The sequence below is a fragment of the Pontibacillus sp. ABV4_188 genome, from assembly GCF_056311905.1.
Map to the genome: position 1 here is coordinate 1,528,481 of NZ_CM149975.1, position 15,309 is coordinate 1,543,789.

Sequence of the window (15,309 nt, forward strand, 5' to 3'; positions counted from 1 at the left end):
GTGTTTAGGTCACTGCAATCCTTCTTAGGAAGAGTGAACGGGGGAACTTGATTTGATTGAATTCCTTCTTCTATTATTTATAACTTTGTAAAGATACATAACAATAAACACAAACAGACCCATTACAAAATATAAAGGTTTATATCCAAGTAGGGAGACTACGACACCTAAAACATAAGAGCCAGTTGCAATTCCTGTATCAAAGAGTGTAAAGAAAGTTGCTGTTGCGTGTCCGCTTCGATGGTGATCAGCAGACTGAATAGCTAGTGTTTGGAAACAAGGGACAAGGCTTCCGTAGCCTAGACCGATTAGTGTAGCTGACAGCAAGAGCATAAAGGAAGAAGTCGTCATACTTAGTGTAAATAAACCTAAAGCAAAGAGAATTAGGGATGGGTAAATAACAATGCTTGGGCCTCTAGAGTCAAAGATACGCCCAACGAACGGTCTCGAAATAAGCATTGCAACAGCAAATACAGCAAAGAAGAAACTTGCTGCTTCTAGTAATCCCAGAGATTTCGTATAAATAGAAATATAAGATATAACACTAGAGTAGGTGAAAGCTAGTAAACTTCCTACTAATGCGATGGGTAAAGCATTTATTTCAAATAAATCATGCAGCGTTACTTTTTTCTTCTTAGAAGGTTCATTCATAACAGGAGCAGCTACAAAGCTAGTGAAAAAGAGAGCTCCTGCTAAAAGGGATCCAAGTACAATAAAGAGTGTTGAGAAAGAGATCCAGTTTAAAAGCGATAAAGCCAAAAAAGGACCTGCGACAACAGCAAGATTCATTGACATAGCAAAATATCCAAGTCCTTCACCACGCCTGCTATCTGGTATAATGTCTGCAGCAATTGCACCAGCTGCTGTAGTGGCTATCGCGAACCAGATACCGTGGAAGAATCGTAAAGCTAATAATAAGTAAAAACTAGTTGCTGCTACATAAACGAAGGTAGTCAACATAAATAGTAAAAGACTTATGAGAAGCATTTTTTTCTTTCCGAAGTCTTCTAGTAGTTTTCCAGAAAAAGGCCTCACAAGTATCGCTGATAGTAAAAACAATGTAACAATTAAACCTGCTTGTGCTTCTGTTCCTTGTAAATCATCTGTTACAAAGATTGGTAATGTGGTTAACAAGGCATAAAAGGTTAGGAATAAGAAGAAATTGCTTAAGGAAATAAAAAGGAAGCTTTTCGTCCATATCGGTGATTTTGTTTGTGTCATAATAAGTCCTCCTGTGGTGTTTTGTTACATGATGGAATCTCGATTATAAACACCAAGGAACATCATAGGCTTATCAAGGATCTTTGTAAAGGCATATGCTTCCTAAAGAGTTCCGTATAAGAAAGACTCGAAATTGAGAGAATGCTTCCGTTTGCTCAGATTGCGGGTAAGGCGGTTCGGGAAATCGCTCGCTTTCCGCGGCGAGCTGGGAAGCCTCCTCGTTCGCTACGCTCTCTGTGGGGTCTCCCCAAGGCTCCTAGTGCCGCAGGAGTCTCGCAATTCCCCGAACCACCTTTGCCATATATAGTAGAACGGAAGCATGCTACATAAGAGGGGGATATTGGATCACCGCCATACTCGAGCTGAGGGGACGTTATACTTAATCTGGTAAGGGGTGTCTGGGGAACGAGGAGACTCCTGCGGGAGAAAGAGGTCGACGAGATCCCGCAGGGTGGTTTTCCCGAGGAAGCTCGACAGCTCGCCCGCGGAAAGCGAGTCGTTCCCCAGACACCCCAAGCTCTCAACAAAATAACGACCCTATTTACACTAACATGTCTATGCTTCATATCTTCAACAATCTGCCCTATACTTGAAAATATAACAATATTAAACCTTAAAGCCAAAAAAATTCCCCGGAAGGATCCGGGGAACGAAGGGGAAAGTTCATTTATTGTGCTACTGCAAAAGTAGTAGTAGCTGCGTTCATTGCTTCTTGTACGTTAATGAACCCATTACCGTAGTAGAAAGCATCGCCTAGAAGCGTTGTCGCGCTATTTAATAAGCTACGCACATCTTGAGACGAGACTAACCAGCTAAAATGAGTGCTGTAGTACTTAATTATATTGTAATACAAGGGTCTGTAAACTTCTTTGGGACATTGATGTGGGGTAGATGGAGCAAAAGGAAGGAAATAAAAGTGTATTCTCGAAAATTAGGTAAAAAGAAACAGCGATATGAGCTAATAAAGGAGATTTTTCGCAAGTAGAAGAGATAGAGAAGGATAGAATGGATGTTTGGATGAGGGTTTTGAGAAAACTTTATAAGTAAAGTATGAAACCCCACTTGTTAGTATACCACATAAATATGAAATAAATATGAAAATATTGGATGAAAATAGAAGAATCTTTATATTGATGACTTGAGTCCACTAATTTCTTCACCTATAATAGGAGTAACGAAAAAAGCATAAGAAAGAAGACCACAAGGGGAGCCTGAAGGCTGAGATTGAACGCTTTGTTCTGACCCTTTGAACCTGTTAGTTAGTACTAGCGTAGGGATGTGGCTTTAGTGATGGCGCAATGCAAATGGACTTTTATCTTAAAGCTCTCCCTTGCATTGCTTTTTTTGTATGTACATATTTATCTTTAAGGAGGAGAGTAAAGATGAAACGTAATTCAATCCTGTTTTTGGTGGAGATTGCCATGTTTGCTGCATTAGGTGCTGTTCTAAGTTTACCATTTTTAACGATTCCATTATGGGTGCAAGGTGGATCTATCGCTTTTGCTATGGTGCCGATTTTCTTTATGGCTTACCGTTGGGGGTTAAAAGGAGGTTTAACTACAGGTCTGTTAGTGGGTATATTTAACTCATTAATTAACCCGTTCATCGTTCATCCTGTGCAGTATGTAATGGACTATCCACTTGCATATACAGTGGTCGGAGTAGCCGGGATCTTCGCAAAACCAGCTCTAAAAGCTGTCCGTGAAGGGCATGCAAAATCATTTACGTTTTATATTATTTTAGGGACGCTAGTTGGTAGTAGCCTTCGGTTCATGAGTCACTTTATAGGCGGGATTGTATTTTTCTCTTCATTTGCACCTGAGGGCACACCTGTTTGGATATATTCGTTAACGTATAACATCGGGTATATGCTCCCATCTTTCATTATTAGCGCTGTAATATTGAATATTATCTTATACAAACAGCCAAAGTTACTCCATTTTGGAGGATCCGAATCTATTAAATCCGCCTAACTCTATAACAATATTTATTAGTTGCGTGTCGCAGGGAAATTTACTCTGCGGCACGTTTTTGTTTGAATATAGAGTTTGAGAGCAGCTTGATTGAGGAAGTACTAGCCTTAAAAGGCCTTTATTTACGAGTTAAATATATAGAAGGTCTAAGAGAGATTCATCCCTTTGGAAATAGGTGGAATTATATATAAAAAAGCTTTTTAAATAATTAATAGAATAAGGTTGATAATTCCATAAATAGGGTAAAGGTGTATGTGGAATATATCTTAAAGGGGGAAATAACAAATGAGTCAAAATCAAACATTAACGGCGCAAACATTTCTCTCTAAACTTCTTACTCAGTATGCAACACTACATGAAAAAGCAATAGGTGATCGTGCCGAAGAATATATTAAACAACTAGGGATTCGAGCAGGAGAATGGATGGAGGGACAATATGTAGATGCTAAATCTACACGGTCTGTTGATCAATATGTCAATGTAATCCTTGCCATTAAGAATGATATTGGAGGTCACTTTGAGATAGAAGAAGTGACACCTGAACGAATTGTTGTTAAAGGAAATCAATGTCCATTTGGAGATATGGTGAAAGATGCGCCTCATTTGTGTCAGATGACTTCTAGTGTAATAGGGGGGATTGCTTCTAGGCACTTTGGGTACTCAAAAGTCAAACTTGATAAACGAATTGCTGTTGGTGACGACCATTGTCGCGTTGTGGTTCATTTGAATGAGAACGAAGAGCAGGGTGGGGAAGAATACTCGAATTTGCCCGTCACTCCTGAGAATGGAGATCCGTTCCAGTGGGAAGAAGATACCATTAAGATGTTGGGTGAAGAGTTACGTAAGAGCGACGAGATGATCGCTAGCCTCGTTTCAGAAATAGAAGACCTTCGTTCCCAGATTCATATGCAAGATAATAAGAACAGAAGAGACTTCCGCTAAGGAAGTCTCTTTTTTTTTAATCTTTAAGCATATTTGTAATGGATTCGTAACATAAGTCTTTATACATCTTATGCAGACTATGGTCCCCGCTCATCACCCATTGAATAATGCAGCCATCAATTAGGCTTCGAATCGCTTTAGGTCCTTTTTCAGTGTCTACATTTAAAAACTTTCCTTCACTTTTCCCTTTAGAAATAATAGATTGTCCAATAGAAAAACAATTGTTGTAAAAACGTTGATTGATTTCTTGAAAACGGGGGATTTTAGGAACGTAAGAAAGGAAGTCCAGATATACTTTGTAAAATCGATCATTCTCCCTCGGCCCAACGAATACAGCGTTCACATAGGCGGCTAACATTTCATCTGCAGTATGAGCGTGTTGCACTGCATTTGCTTCTTTTTGATAAATCTTGTTGGTTAGCCATTCTAATAGATGAGCGAAGACATCTTCTTTATTTTTGAAGTAATAATTGGTCACGCCTTTACTGACGCTTGCATAATTCGAGATGTCTTGAAGTGTAACCGAGCTATACCCTTTATCTGCTATTGCTTCAAAAGTTGCCTGAAGCAGTTGTTCTTTTCGTTGTTGCTCTCTTTTTTTCATGTCAGCCTCCGAATTATCTATAGTACCATCATTGTATAAAAATTATACCGTTGGGACAAATTAATTGACATATTTATTTTGACCAGTCAGAATAAAAAGTGAATCGAAAATAAAGACTAACCTATAAAGAGGAGGAATTAGATTATGACATTCCGCGCTTTATTAGCTACAAAAGAACAAGATCAAGTTACAACGAACGTAGTAGAACGACAAGAATCAGAGCTTCCAGAAGGTGATGTGACCATACAGGTAGCCTATTCAAGTGTAAACTATAAAGATGGACTAGCAACAAATCCTAAAGCCAAAGTCGTGCAAGATTATCCAATCATTCCTGGAATTGACCTTGCTGGTACAGTTACATCCTCAAATGATGATCGTTATCAAGAAGGGGATGAGGTTATTGTAACAAGTTATGGACTTGGTGTTTCACATGATGGTGGGTTTAGTGAATACGCACGTGTTCCGGCTGAGTGGGTTGTTCCATTACCGGAGGGATTATCCCTTCGCGAAGCTATGACATTCGGTACAGCCGGTTTCACTGCAGCTTTATCTGTTCACCGTTTAGAACAGAATGGCTTAACACCGGAAGATGGACCTGTACTTGTTAGTGGAGCAACAGGTGGCGTAGGTAGTATGGCTGTTGCCATGCTTTCTAAGAAAGGGTATCACGTTGTTGCCTCTACAGGTAAAGAGTCTGAACATGACTATTTACGTTCAATCGGCGCTACAGAGATTATCTCCCGTGAAGAGGTAACACCTGAGAAAGTACGCCCTCTCCAATCACAAAAATGGGCAGCCGCTGTTGATCCTGTTGGAGGTAAACCATTAGCAAGTGTCTTAGCTTCTATTCAATATGGTGGTTCTGTTGCAGTAAGTGGATTAACCGCAGGTGTAGAGGTGCCGACAACGGTAATGCCATTCATACTTCGAGGTGTTGATCTATTAGGAATTGACTCTGTCTATTGCCCAATGGATATGCGTAAACAAGTATGGGATCGACTTGCTACTGACTTAAAGCCAGATCAGATGAACGAAATAGAGAATGAAATTACGTTAGACGAACTTCCACAAACGCTCACTGACATCTTACAAAGCAAAGTGAAAGGTCGCACAATTGTAAAAATGTAATAATTTTTGAGAAGCCCTTCTATAATGGAAGGGCTTTTTTTGTGACATTAAATAGTATAATGTAGTGGGAAGTACTGTTTTTTGCTTAAAAAGTCAACAATTGTCCCCGAAAATATAAAAAGTAAGGGTGAATGGTAGAAAGAAAGCTCGTCTGTTAGGGGAAAAGACCTTACAATAGGAAAAGACTGTATATTAGCATAGTCATAAATGACATAAAGGTAATAAGGAGTTTACGGTGATGAAGTTTAAGCAACACTCAACTTATCCTCTGACAAGATGGGTCTGGCAAAATTTTTTGAAAGTCGCTTTGATCCCTTTGCTAGTTGTAGAACTGGCGTTTGTCAGTATTTACTTTGTAGCAAGCGAATGGTCAAAGAATGAAATGATAGACCTAATAAAAAATGAAGCAGAAGAAGACATGAGAGAGTCTGCTTCAAGAGAGGCAGAAGTCATCTCAAATCAAGTTCGCTCCATTTCAAATGCAACGAAGTTATTTCAAGAAGAAATAAAAGAATCATTCCAACAACCCACTTCAATAGACGATTCGATTCAAAATGATATAAATAGACTCGAAGAAACAGAAGAAGGGGTACTATATACAGATGAAGATCGCCCTGATGGTGGTGCTGCGATTTTTTATAGTACCAGTGGGGGACAGGATCGTGAAAAGGTAGCTCAGTTACTGAAGAGCCAAGAGTTAATGGAGAATATTTATAACTCACAGCCATTAGCCTCCTCCATTTATTTTAATACCTCTGATTCACTTAATATCATTTATCCATTTGTAGATGGAATGGAACTTGAATTTGAGTCTGATCTGGATATTACAAAATTTAATTTTTATTATAGAGCTGACGCAGACCATAATCAGAATCGAGAACCATTGTGGACACCTGCTTATTGGGATCCTGCTGGGAATGGTTGGACCTTCTCTTCTATTGCACCTGTGTACAACGAGGACCAACTTGAGGGAGTAGTAGGGATGGATATAACAATCGGTACAATTGGAGATAAAATCGAGGACCTCGATCTTCCTTGGCAAGGGGTGGGCATGCTTGTACAAGATGATGCTGAGATCTTAGCCTTATCTGAGGATGCTGAAAGATTGTTAGGGGTAGAAGCGCTTGAAGATCAGGGACATGGTGATTCAAGTACTGGAGATATTTATAAGCCAAGTACATACAATATGTTAGTACATTCTCAAGCAAAGTCGCTTGCAAGAGTATTAGTCGGTCAGGAAAATGGATTGAAGACTTTAGAGTGGGAAGGTGAGAAGAAGTTTGCAGCTTGGTCGACCGTCGAAGGAACAGGTTGGCGCTTTTTAATTATTGTAGATGAGTCTGCTGTTTTTGAAGATGTTTACACAATGAATGGGAAGTTAGTGAAAATTGGTGCCCTTATGATTTTAGGCTTGATATTATTCTATATCTTTTTCTTCATCGTTTTATACCGGAACTCACGGAAGGTAAGTCAAACGATCTCTAAGCCGCTCGTAGAAATGAACCAAATGGTGAAGGAAATAGGAGAAGGGAACTATTTCCAAAGGAGACGAGCCTTTGATATTGACGAGTTAGATGAAACGTCTAAAAGTATAATTGAAATGGGCCAAAACCTAGGACTTTCTAATAAAGCACTGAAAGAAGCTCAAGAAGAGATTCGTTCTAAAGAAGGTGATCTTCGAGCACTTGTTATGTCTATTGATGATGTGATTATGCAGTTGGATCGACAAGGTACCTATCTCAATATATGGACGAATGACGAGGGAAAGCTTTCTAAGCCTAAAAGCGAACTTCTGCAAACTACAATCGATCAAGTTTTCTCTGAAGATGAGGCTGATCTGTTTATGGAAACAATCGACTACGTAAACAAAACGGGAAAAGCAGAGAATATTGAATATGTTATAAAGACGTTGACGGGAACAAGGTGGTTCCAAGGAAGGATTGCCCCGATAATTGAATCGTCTGGAGAATTTCAACATTTCGTTTTAACAGCTCGAGATATTACCCCATTAAAGGAAATGGAGAAATCTCTTCGGGATGCAAAAGAAGAGGCCGAGCGTGCAAGTCAAGCTAAATCGGATTTTCTCTCGAGTATGAGTCATGAATTGAGAACGCCGATGAATGCAATTTTAGGATTTGCTCAGCTTCTGCAGTATGACAGTGACCACAAGCTAAGCCCGACTCAAGACGAGAGTGTTGAGGAAATAATAAAAGCAGGCAACCACTTATTAACCATTATCAATGATATCTTAGATTTAGCTCGAGTGGAGTCAGGGAAGATGTCGATCTCCATTGAGCCTGTTGAGGTTTCTCCTGTAATTGATGAAGTTGTTAGTATTACACAACCACTTGCTAAAAAGCGAAATATTAAACTGATCGTTGATGAATGTGCTTGTCACAGTCAATTTGTGTTTGCAGATCGAACGAGGCTGAAACAAGTTCTTCTAAATTTAATGTCTAACGCTGTAAAGTATAATCGTGAAGGTGGAGAAATTTCGTTTATTTGCCATGTTCAAAATGATAAAGTTTCTTTCTCTGTTACAGATACAGGTATAGGAATTGTGGAAGAGGAAATGGACAGTATTTTTGAGCCATTCACCCGTGTTCCAAGTAATGATATTGTAGAAGGAACTGGAATCGGATTAACATTATCGAAGCAGCTAGTGTCCTTAATGGATGGTTCAATCTCTTTAACAAGTGAATCAGGTAAAGGGAGTACTTTCTGGATTGAACTTCCCCTTGTAGATCAACCGAATAGCTTATCAGCACAATGGTATGATCAACGGAATAGCGCTCCTATACAGTTTGCTGAAAAGAAAAAGGTCTTGTATATAGAAGACAATCCCGCCAACTTAAATCTAGTTAGGCGTATATTAGAGACATATGAGCAAATTGAGTTGATTTCATCGACCACAGGGGAGATGGGAATTGACCTTGCTCAAGCCCATGAGCCTAACCTTATTTTAATTGATCTTAACTTACCAGGTATAGATGGTTTTACGGTTCTCTCCCGTCTAAAGGACATGGATGAAACGCGTGATCTTCCTGTAATAGCCATTAGTGCAAATGCTATGCCTAGAGATATTGAGAAGGGTATAGCAGCTGGGTTTGACGATTATTTAACAAAACCAATTCAAGTAGGGAAATTTATGAAGATGGTTGAAGCTCACTTATTTAAACAATCTGATTAAAGGAAAAGCAGCGTGGGAGCCTTCCCTAGCTGCTTTTTTTCTTTGGATTTTATATTGTAATAGAATTCTCTTTTTAAATTTCGTATTTTCCTAAACAAATTGGTAGCTTTATCGTATACTAATTATTAGGAAACTAGTCTTATTAGGATGATGTAAATAATGAAGTATCGAGTATTAATAGCCGATGATCAAGATGCCTCGCGTAAGTTGCTAAGGCAAATGGTGGAAAAGGTTGCTGGTGATACATTTGAAATCATTGATGAAGCAACAGATGGGGAACAGCTTGTTGAAAAAGTGATTCTCTCTGAACCTGACCTTGTGCTTTGTGATATTGAAATGCCAAAACAAAAAGGTAATGAAGCAATCCGAGCCTGTAAAGAAATAAATGCAGATCTTCAGTTTATTTTTACTACAGCATATGACACATTTGCAGTGGAGGCTTTTAACTTAAATGCAGTTGATTATGTTATGAAGCCTATTCAAATTAATCGTTTGCTCTTATCTCTAGAAAGGGCCAAGAAAATACTGAACCAACTTAATACTGAAAACCAAGAAACGAAGTTAAAAGAATACCAACGAATTCCTGTCCGTTTTAATCGCTCACTTTACTATGTACAAGTAGATGACATACTATTTATAGAGAAAAGCGACCGAAAAGCAGTTATACATACGTCTTATGAACAATATTCCTCACCTGAAACATTAGAGTATTTTATGGAATATTTGGATGATAAATTCGTTCAGTCTCACCGGTCCTTCATCATTAATTTAGAACGGATCTCAAGGATTCAAACCTCTGGGAAAAGTTATTTAGTTTTCTTTCATGGATATGAAGAGCCTGCTCAAATATCGAAGCAGAACATACAACGCATTCAGCATATGATGAATGACTTCTTGTAATGGGGTATAAGCTCGTCTTAATCAGACGGGCTTTTTGGTTGTTCCATATAAGCCTCCTTAAATGTAAGGATCGAAGTTGGGAGAATGCAACGCTCTCTTTATACTGGAGTTTTTGAGGTGTATAGGACATATGTCGATTTTTTATCAAATATTGCTTTAAATGGTCTTTTTTTTTGTTTGAAATGCTCTTCCTTATGTCTTAAAGGGGGCAGTAATTGGTCTAAAGTACCATTTTTATTTTGAATTAAAAGGAATTAACTGTTACATTATATACAAGATCAATGAAGGGTAATTAGATAGTTACTTATTTAATGATTTTCATTACCTGATTTGATGTGAGTATAGGGTTCTTTTCGAAAACCACCATCAACGATTCGAAAGGACCGATCGGGGAAACATACTCCATTAAATAGTTGATCTTACCCACATAGGCCGTTTAGGTGGGCCCTCACTTTTGGTAAGTGAGCTCACCTTTCCAAGGAAAAAGAGATAACTAGAGAAAACACGTTTGGATTGGCTAAAAAGAGACGACGATATATAGAGATAAAGAGGGAAAAGGCTGTGCATATGCACAGCCTTTTTCTAATGCATATATAGGATTAAACACCACTCTGGGCATTCGTGCATAGTGTAATAGCACACACAGAATGTGTAGAAGAAAAGGGTGGTGATCCTAAAGTGGAATTAACCGTTACGCATTGGATGTACGGGATCATAACGATCGTTATTATTGCCACAATGATGTTTAGAAAAGGGGTTGTGTTACCAACATTACTAGGTACATTTTTAATTGCTTGGGTATACAAGGGAAGTGTAATAGGTGGATTTACTTCTGTCTTTAATGCAAACCTTGTAGCAGCTAAAGAGCTCTTTAATATCTTTTTAATTATTACGTTTATGGTTGCTTTACTCCAGGCTTTAAGTGATTTAGGGGCAGATCGAAGGATGATTATCCCCATTCAAAAAGTTATGACAAACGGGCATATCGCTTACTTTGTTTTAGCGGCCGTTACGTATGTTATATCTTTATTTTTCTGGCCAACACCAGCAGTTCCTTTAATTTGTGCTCTACTCGTACCAGCTGCCGTTTGGGCTGGATTACCTGCTATGTTGGCTGCGATGGCCGTTGCTCTTGCGGGTCAGGGGATGGCCTTGTCATCTGATTACATTATGCAAGTAGCGCCTGGGCTTTCCGCGGCATCTGCTGGAATAGAGACAAGTGAAGTGGTGGATAAGGCGTTTATTTTATCTATTATTACAGGGGTTATTGCGCTTTTGCTTGCTTATTTATTCTATCGTACTAGTATCAGGTCTTCTCAAGATGTGCAGAACGAAGTAGAACTTCGGTCGTTACAAGGGGTAGGTGCAGGGGATGAATCGACAAGGGTAGCAAAAAGTCAGGGAATAGGGATGTGGAGCAAACTATTTGCTGTGCTCGTTCCTCTATCCATGCTTGGTGTTATGGTCTTTATGATTACGACTAAATTGGGGTCAGGACGAATGGGGGGTCTAGAAGGAGGGGACGGAGCTGCCTTTATTGGAGGAGTAGCTGTTATTTTGCTGCTATTGGCAACGGTTGCCTTCGGTCGCCAGAATTCTCTAGATTATATTACAGAGCATATTACAGATGGATTTGTATTTGCTTTTAAAGCTATGGGACCCGTTATACCAATAGCTGGATTTTTCTTTTTAGGAAGTTCAGATTTTTCAGGGAGCATATTATCTTTAGGGGAGGCAACAGCACCCGCCTTTTTATTCGATCTTGTACAATCGAGTCAGGATCTCTTACCTCAAAGCTCGATCCTAGTAGCTTTCAGCATTCTATTAATTGGAATCATAACCGGTCTTGATGGATCTGGCTTCTCTGGATTACCTTTAACAGGAGCGCTTGCTGGTGCTATGGCATCTTCAGGATTAGATGCAGGTACACTCGCGGCGATAGGGCAAATGGGATCGATCTGGACAGGTGGAGGGACGATTATAGCCTGGTCGTCTGTCATTGCAATTGCTGGTTTTTGTGGAGTTTCTGTAATGGAGCTTGTAAGGCGAAACTTCCTGCCTGTAATGATTGGGTTAATAGCTGCAACGGTGTTTGGCATACTATTTTGGTAATTTGGTAATCTAACCTACAGGTGGACATAGGCTCACCTGTTTTTTTGTGCTCTACTATTCTAAGAATGTTAAAATAAAAATATCTTTGTAATGGATGAAACATATTAAATGATTGGAACGTATAAAAGGTATGTAGTAACACGAAGAAAGGAATGATTAACGATGTTTAAAAAGATTATGGCAAGTATTGGTGTAGGCGCTGCGAAAGTCGATACACAGTTAGAGAAAGAACGCTTTTCAGCAGGTGAAGAGGTACGAGGCAAGGTTGTGATGAAAGGCGGGAATGCAGAGCAGCAAATTGATCGCATCAACTTGTTTTTAATGACTGAAGTTGTAAAAGAAAAGGATGATCGAAAAGTACGTGAAGAAGAGATCATTCACAGCTTCAACATTACAGAATCCTTTACATTGAAGGAAGGGGAGGATAAAGAAATTGACTTCTCCTTTAAGCTTCCTTTAAATACTCCTGCAAGTTTTGGGCGTCTTCCGATTTGGTTCCAGACAGGACTTGATATCCCTATGGCAATAGATCCTCAAGACCGTGATTTTATTCATGTGGATCCAGCTGAACCTGTACAAACGATTCTTACCGCTCTTCAACATGAACTTGGTTTCTCGTTACGTAAAGTGGAAATGGAAGAAGCTCGTAACCGACAGATTGTTCAGGAATTTGAATTCTTACCTGGAGGACGTTTCCGCGGAGATCTTGATGAACTAGAAGTTGTCTTCTTCCCACAAGAAGATGGGGTAGAACTTGTGCTAGAGGTGGACCGTCGCGCGAAAGGTTTGGGAGGTTTATTAGCAGAAGCGTTTGACGCTGACGAGAGTCATGTTCGCACACGTCTCACAAATGCAGATATTGCAAATGGAGAACGATCTGTAGCAAATCAGCTAGAACAAGTAATTGCGAGATTTGCTAATTAAACAAATTACTTTAGGGAAGAGGAAAGCCTATGGCTTTCCTTTTTTATGTCATTTTATTCGGTGCTGGGTTTTCTAGATTTTTATTTTAATATTTACAAAACTTGGAGATTAGTTTACTATCTAATTAGATACTCATCGAATTTGGAGGTTTGTAAATGCAATTAGACAAAGTGGTCAATTTTCATAAGGTGGTGGGGGATCCAACGAGAATTCGAATTATTTCACTTCTTAAACATGGACCTCTCCACGGTCAGGCAATTGCCAACAAATTAGGATTAAAGCCGCCAACTATTACTCATCACGTAGCGAAATTGAAACAAATTGGGATTGTGTATCAAAGAAGAGATAAGAATACGATCTATTTTTACTTAGACCAAAAGAAATTAGAATATAGTGCTAACGCTATTTTACAAATTGGGGAGGTGACAAATGTGCGGCCTGAAATGAGTGTAGAAGATAAAGATAAGTTATCCATTGTGAAAAACTTCTTTGCGCTAGATGGTACGCTTAAGCAAATTCCAAGTCAAAGGAAGAAGAAGCTCGTCGTACTGGCTTATATGATTAGAGGTATAGAGACGGGGAAGTTATATGACGAAAAAGAAATCAATGAGTATATTAAGCAGTTTCATGAAGACTACGCAACCATTCGCCGTGAATGGGTGATGAATCATTTTATGTATCGAGAGAGCAACCAATATGAACTTAACCCTAAAGAAATGTGGCCGATCGAATTTTAAGAGTGTCAATTAGACACTCTTTCTTTTTAAAAATCTAGTTCGATGAGTATCTAATGAGGAGGGTTATGATGGCATCGAATTCCCATTTTCCCTATCAGAAATTATTTGTTGCTGATAGGATTGATGGAATGTGTGATCAATTTAATTAAAGGAAAGCTTACTTAATGAACAGGAAAGTGCTGTTCACCCTTTGTTTGACAAGATAAATAACAAAAAGAAAGTGTAAATGAATAACCTCAGGTGAAAGTTTGGAAAAGGGATTGTCGAAGTATGTCAGATTGTATTAAGTTTCTAAGAATAATGATCTTCGTATTGAATTTTCAGAAATTTTGGCGGATAATAGATGAAAAGGTAGAAACTTTCACCTTTGAGGAGGCGACTTCCCATGAGATTCAAAGTTATTGCTTATTATAACCAAATGACGAAGATTACTTTTCAGAGTACTGACAACCAGGATCTCGTTTTTAATGATTTTGGAGCCGCCAAATGCTTTGTGAATGCACTTAAAGAATTAGGAAGCTATGAACGTTATTCATTTCAAATTGTATCTATTGATCAAGAATTGATGCTCCCCCACACAACTTCCTCTCCGCATGAGAAGAAGTACCTTTATTCATATTAATTAATAAGAGCTGTCTCTAAAGTTGTGCCTACTTTAAAGACAGCTTTTTTTGTTTGGTTTAGCAAGCGTTTAATTATTCGATAAATAGGATAAATAGGTAGATAAATGAAAGAGGAGGAGAATTATGGCCATTTTCGCAGAAGACGCCTTACTAGGGAAGCATATTATGATTACAGGAGCTACAGGTGGCATCGGATATGAGGTAGCGAAAAAAGCGGTGCAAGCTGGTGCTGCAATTACAATTACGGGTCGGGATTCTGAAAAGCTTTATCAACTAAAAGATGAATGCATCGCACTTGATGGTCGTGCTCATGTGCAAAGTGTCCCTGCTGATTTAAATAAGGAAGGCGACAGAAAGTATGTCATTCAAGAAGCTACAAAAGAAATTGGGCCTGTATATGGACTTGTGAATTCAGCTGGAAAAACAGGTGGTGGAACGTTAGAAGACCTTTCAGAAGAGGAGCTTCGTTCAACAATGGAACTCAACTTTTTCTCAACTGTTTTATTTACACAAGAGGTTTATAGGGAAATGAAACAACATCAACATGGCGCCATTGTGAACCTTTCTTCTTTATCTGGATTGAGAGGTACATATGGAAATACAGCTTATAGCGGATCGAAATTTGCCATAACGGCTTTCACTCAATCTTTTGCTCATGAGGCGATTCAACAAAAAATACGAGTGAACGCGGTGTGTCCTGGGTTTGTTGATACAGAGATGGGGAGGAACTCAATTGCTTCTATTGGTGAACGAGAAGGAAGAAATTTTGAGGAACAGTTAGAGGTGGCAGAACAGGGGTTACCTTCAGGACGTATCACTCAGCCAGAGGAAGTAGCGAATTCGATTCTTTTTTTACTTACTGATGCGGCTGAGAATATTGTAGGGGAGTCATTAAAAGTATCAGGTGGAGGCGTGATGAGATAAAGAAAGCCTTGGAAGACTACTTCCAGGGCTT

At 39.0% G+C, this 15,309-nt stretch carries 13 protein-coding genes and 1 riboswitch; of the genes, 10 read left to right on the plus strand and 3 right to left on the minus strand.

The window, feature by feature from the left end; genetic code table 11:
- Positions 1-24 precede the first annotated feature (24 nt).
- Entirely contained in the window at positions 25-1,221 is a 1,197-nt protein-coding gene (locus ACYX4O_RS07745; RefSeq protein WP_476356079.1) for an MFS transporter, read from the minus strand.
- A gap of 667 nt (positions 1,222-1,888) precedes the next feature.
- Positions 1,889-2,074, minus strand: a complete 186-nt coding sequence (locus ACYX4O_RS07750) for a hypothetical protein (protein ID WP_476356081.1) — start codon at positions 2,072-2,074, stop codon at positions 1,889-1,891.
- 340 nt (positions 2,075-2,414) lie between these two features.
- Positions 2,415-2,515: riboswitch (TPP riboswitch) on the plus strand.
- Between the two features lie 88 nt (positions 2,516-2,603).
- Between ACYX4O_RS07750 and thiT the strand changes: the two genes are divergently transcribed.
- Together thiT and ACYX4O_RS07760 are read left to right on the plus strand one after the other, a co-directional pair.
- Positions 2,604-3,194 (plus strand): energy-coupled thiamine transporter ThiT, encoded by a 591-nt coding sequence (gene thiT / locus ACYX4O_RS07755; protein WP_476356083.1) that lies wholly within the window; start codon positions 2,604-2,606, stop codon positions 3,192-3,194.
- 285 nt (positions 3,195-3,479) lie between these two features.
- Positions 3,480-4,136: a methanogen output domain 1-containing protein gene (locus ACYX4O_RS07760; RefSeq protein ID WP_476356085.1), complete on the plus strand. Its 657-nt coding sequence runs from the start codon at positions 3,480-3,482 to the stop codon at positions 4,134-4,136.
- Positions 4,137-4,152: 16 nt separating this feature from the next.
- Here ACYX4O_RS07760 and ACYX4O_RS07765 read toward each other — a convergent pair whose 3' ends face one another.
- Positions 4,153-4,740, minus strand: coding sequence for a TetR/AcrR family transcriptional regulator (locus tag ACYX4O_RS07765; RefSeq protein WP_476356087.1), 588 nt, complete (start codon positions 4,738-4,740; stop codon positions 4,153-4,155).
- A 141-nt stretch (positions 4,741-4,881) separates the two neighbouring features.
- Here ACYX4O_RS07765 and ACYX4O_RS07770 point away from each other — a divergent pair, with 141 nt between their 5' ends.
- From ACYX4O_RS07770 to ACYX4O_RS07805, 8 genes are all read left to right on the plus strand, one after another.
- Entirely contained in the window at positions 4,882-5,868 is a 987-nt protein-coding gene (locus ACYX4O_RS07770) for an NADPH:quinone oxidoreductase family protein (RefSeq protein ID WP_476357041.1), read from the plus strand.
- A 238-nt stretch (positions 5,869-6,106) separates the two neighbouring features.
- Positions 6,107-9,058 carry an ATP-binding protein gene (locus tag ACYX4O_RS07775; RefSeq protein WP_476356089.1) on the plus strand — a complete coding sequence of 984 codons (2,952 nt, stop codon included), beginning with the start codon at positions 6,107-6,109 and terminating at the stop codon, positions 9,056-9,058.
- Positions 9,059-9,217: 159 nt separating this feature from the next.
- Positions 9,218-9,958 (plus strand): LytR/AlgR family response regulator transcription factor, encoded by a 741-nt coding sequence (locus ACYX4O_RS07780; RefSeq protein ID WP_476356091.1) that lies wholly within the window; start codon positions 9,218-9,220, stop codon positions 9,956-9,958.
- Between the two features lie 678 nt (positions 9,959-10,636).
- Positions 10,637-12,070 carry a hypothetical protein gene (locus tag ACYX4O_RS07785; protein WP_476357042.1) on the plus strand — a complete coding sequence of 478 codons (1,434 nt, stop codon included), beginning with the start codon at positions 10,637-10,639 and terminating at the stop codon, positions 12,068-12,070.
- A 162-nt stretch (positions 12,071-12,232) separates the two neighbouring features.
- Entirely contained in the window at positions 12,233-12,994 is a 762-nt protein-coding gene (locus ACYX4O_RS07790) for a sporulation protein (RefSeq protein WP_476356093.1), read from the plus strand.
- Positions 12,995-13,149: 155 nt separating this feature from the next.
- A complete protein-coding gene (locus tag ACYX4O_RS07795; RefSeq protein WP_476356095.1) occupies positions 13,150-13,731 on the plus strand; it encodes a DUF2087 domain-containing protein in 582 nt (193 codons plus the stop codon).
- 385 nt (positions 13,732-14,116) lie between these two features.
- Entirely contained in the window at positions 14,117-14,353 is a 237-nt protein-coding gene (locus ACYX4O_RS07800; RefSeq protein WP_476356097.1) for a hypothetical protein, read from the plus strand.
- Positions 14,354-14,477: 124 nt separating this feature from the next.
- The gene (locus ACYX4O_RS07805) at positions 14,478-15,278 is read left to right on the plus strand and encodes an SDR family NAD(P)-dependent oxidoreductase (RefSeq protein ID WP_476356099.1); all 801 of its coding nucleotides are present in this window, start codon (positions 14,478-14,480) and stop codon (positions 15,276-15,278) included.
- Positions 15,279-15,309: the final 31 nt, after the last annotated feature.

Coding starts and splice junctions, on each gene's coding strand:
- ACYX4O_RS07790 (WP_476356093.1), top strand. CDS start 12,233: ATGTTTAAAAAGATTATGGCAAGTATTGGTGTAGGCGCTGCGAAAGTC.
- ACYX4O_RS07775 (WP_476356089.1), top strand. CDS start 6,107: ATGAAGTTTAAGCAACACTCAACTTATCCTCTGACAAGATGGGTCTGG.
- ACYX4O_RS07795 (WP_476356095.1), top strand. CDS start 13,150: ATGCAATTAGACAAAGTGGTCAATTTTCATAAGGTGGTGGGGGATCCA.
- ACYX4O_RS07800 (WP_476356097.1), top strand. CDS start 14,117: ATGAGATTCAAAGTTATTGCTTATTATAACCAAATGACGAAGATTACT.
- ACYX4O_RS07745 (WP_476356079.1), bottom strand. CDS start 1,221: ATGACACAAACAAAATCACCGATATGGACGAAAAGCTTCCTTTTTATT.
- ACYX4O_RS07760 (WP_476356085.1), top strand. CDS start 3,480: ATGAGTCAAAATCAAACATTAACGGCGCAAACATTTCTCTCTAAACTT.
- ACYX4O_RS07765 (WP_476356087.1), bottom strand. CDS start 4,740: ATGAAAAAAAGAGAGCAACAACGAAAAGAACAACTGCTTCAGGCAACT.
- ACYX4O_RS07805 (WP_476356099.1), top strand. CDS start 14,478: ATGGCCATTTTCGCAGAAGACGCCTTACTAGGGAAGCATATTATGATT.
- ACYX4O_RS07780 (WP_476356091.1), top strand. CDS start 9,218: ATGAAGTATCGAGTATTAATAGCCGATGATCAAGATGCCTCGCGTAAG.
- thiT (WP_476356083.1), top strand. CDS start 2,604: ATGAAACGTAATTCAATCCTGTTTTTGGTGGAGATTGCCATGTTTGCT.